The sequence below is a fragment of the Chelativorans sp. genome (genome assembly GCF_031180965.1).
GTDB lineage: Bacteria > Pseudomonadota > Alphaproteobacteria > Rhizobiales > Rhizobiaceae > Chelativorans.
Window position 1 is genome coordinate 1 of record NZ_JAPSLH010000062.1, and the last position, 1801, is coordinate 1801.

3 protein-coding genes are annotated in these 1801 nt (G+C 69.7%); 1 reads left to right on the forward strand and 2 read right to left on the reverse strand.

Going from position 1 to position 1801, the window contains the following annotated elements; translation table 11 throughout:
- Both RIN79_RS21490 and RIN79_RS21495 read right to left on the reverse strand, forming a co-directional pair.
- On the reverse strand, positions 1–303 hold a 303-nt coding region (locus RIN79_RS21490), incomplete at its 3' end, for a response regulator (RefSeq protein WP_309086745.1).
- Between the two features lie 332 nt (positions 304–635).
- The gene (locus RIN79_RS21495) at positions 636–866 is read right to left on the reverse strand and encodes a hypothetical protein (protein WP_309086746.1); all 231 of its coding nucleotides are present in this window, start codon (positions 864–866) and stop codon (positions 636–638) included.
- Positions 867–978: 112 nt separating this feature from the next.
- Between RIN79_RS21495 and RIN79_RS21500 the strand changes: the two genes are divergently transcribed.
- Positions 979–1801, forward strand: an 823-nt coding sequence (locus RIN79_RS21500) for an AAA family ATPase (RefSeq protein WP_309086748.1), incomplete at its 3' end; no start/stop codon positions are given.

A 1801-nucleotide genomic window follows, 5' to 3' on the forward strand; every position in this document is an offset into this window, starting at 1 on the left:
ATCATGCTCACGGGCGCGGACCACATCTGCCTCGGCGTCCGCGCCCGTGAGCATGATGACCGGCATCTTCTTGCCGTTGCGACGGAGCTTGGCGCAGAGCTCACGGCCATCGCCGTCGGGGAGGCCGATGTCGAGCAGGATGGCGTCGTAGCGCGCATCCGCATGGGCCAGCTTGGCCTCGGCGGCGGCGGCGCTTTCGGCCTCCTCCGCGAGGAAGCCGCCCTCGGCAGCGAGTTGCTCGGCGAGGGTCGCCCGTAGCGCCGAGTCATCTTCGACGATCAGGATAGGCCGGATGGTGGACATGAAGCCTCCGCGCAGGTGATGCACACGCCCCGGGGTTGCTCATCCCGCGACGGGTTGCCGCGGGCAGGGCGCTCGGTAGGCAACAAGAACGTTTCAGGTGGAGAAGTTTAATCGGCGTGATGACACAGTTTCGTGAGCCGTGAAGCACGGATCGCGGCGGGCGGATCAGTGTCCTTGGGTGGTTAGGCGTATTGCTGCCATCGTCATGCTCGCCGTGAAGCAAAAAGCCTGAGGCGGCGAGGCCGCCTCAGGCTGCATCATGCGCGGGCGATGCCGCGCCTCCTCCCGCCACCCCCGGACCCGGCTCCATCGAGCGGGCCCGGCGTCGCCCGTCAGCGGAAGCCGAGGAAGGATAGGATCGCGAGGACGATGACGACGGCGCCCACGATGTAGACGATGCTGTTCAAGGTGTTGCCCTCCTGCCTGAGCGGCACGGCCTGCGCGTCCGGCAGGTCGCTGCACTCCTGTATCGGGCCGTAACACGGTCCGCCGGGGTCCGGTTTCGCCGCCAGCCCTGCTGCAGCGGAAACCTTGGCGACAGCGGCGTCGAGCCGGAGCGGCAATGGCTGCGCTCCTCGCTGGTGGTGGAGCGAAATTGAATGCTAAATACTGTGTGATAGCTCGCCGGCGGTGCCAGGCACCCTGTCGCGACCCGACCACGTCAAGGATGTCTTGATGCCGATGATGCCCCGACCAGCCAGCAAGCACCGCCGCCCGATGCAGTTCATCGAGGGCCTCTTGCGGAGCTGGCGGCGCGCGGGGCTGCGCGCGCGCCTCTTCATGGGTGCCGCCGCGGCAGCCGCCACCTGCGCGCTCGGTGCGATCGTCGTCGCCTTGTTCTTCGCCTTCTCCACCCCCGGCTTGGCGCCGATGCATTTCGGCGAGTACCTCTCTGCGCTCGAAGCCGGCCGCGTCGCCAAGGTCACTGTCCGGCCTGATGGGGCCGAGGTGCTGCTGCGGGATTCCGCGGAGCCTCGCGAGCTGGGCGTACCCCTGGCCTGGCAGCCGGTGGAGCGCCTGACCGCCGCCGGGGTGGAACTGCATTTTCGGCCGGAGGCGCCCGACCGCCTGCCCACCATCACCTCGCTGCTCGGCTTCGCGACCATCCTGGCCTTCGCCGCGGCCTGGGCCTTCAAGATGCGCGACATGTCACGCGCGGGCCGGCGCTTCGACGCCTCGAAGGGCGGCGCGCGCCGGACCTTCGCCGATGTGGCGGGGCAGGAGGAGGCGAAGCAGGAGCTCGGCGACATCGTCGCCTATCTCCGTGACCCCGCGCGCTTCGCGGCCGTCGGCGCCTCGCCCTGCGGCGGCGTGCTGCTCTATGGCCCGCCGGGCAATGGGAAGACCTGTTTGGCCGCGGCGCTGGCGGGCGAGGCGGGCGTGCCCTTCCTGCACGCCTCCGGCTCGGAGTTCGCGGAGATGTTCGTCGGCCTCGGCGCGCTCCGCGTCCGGCGCCTCTTCGCCGAGGCGCGCAAGGCCGCGCCCTGCATCCTCTTCC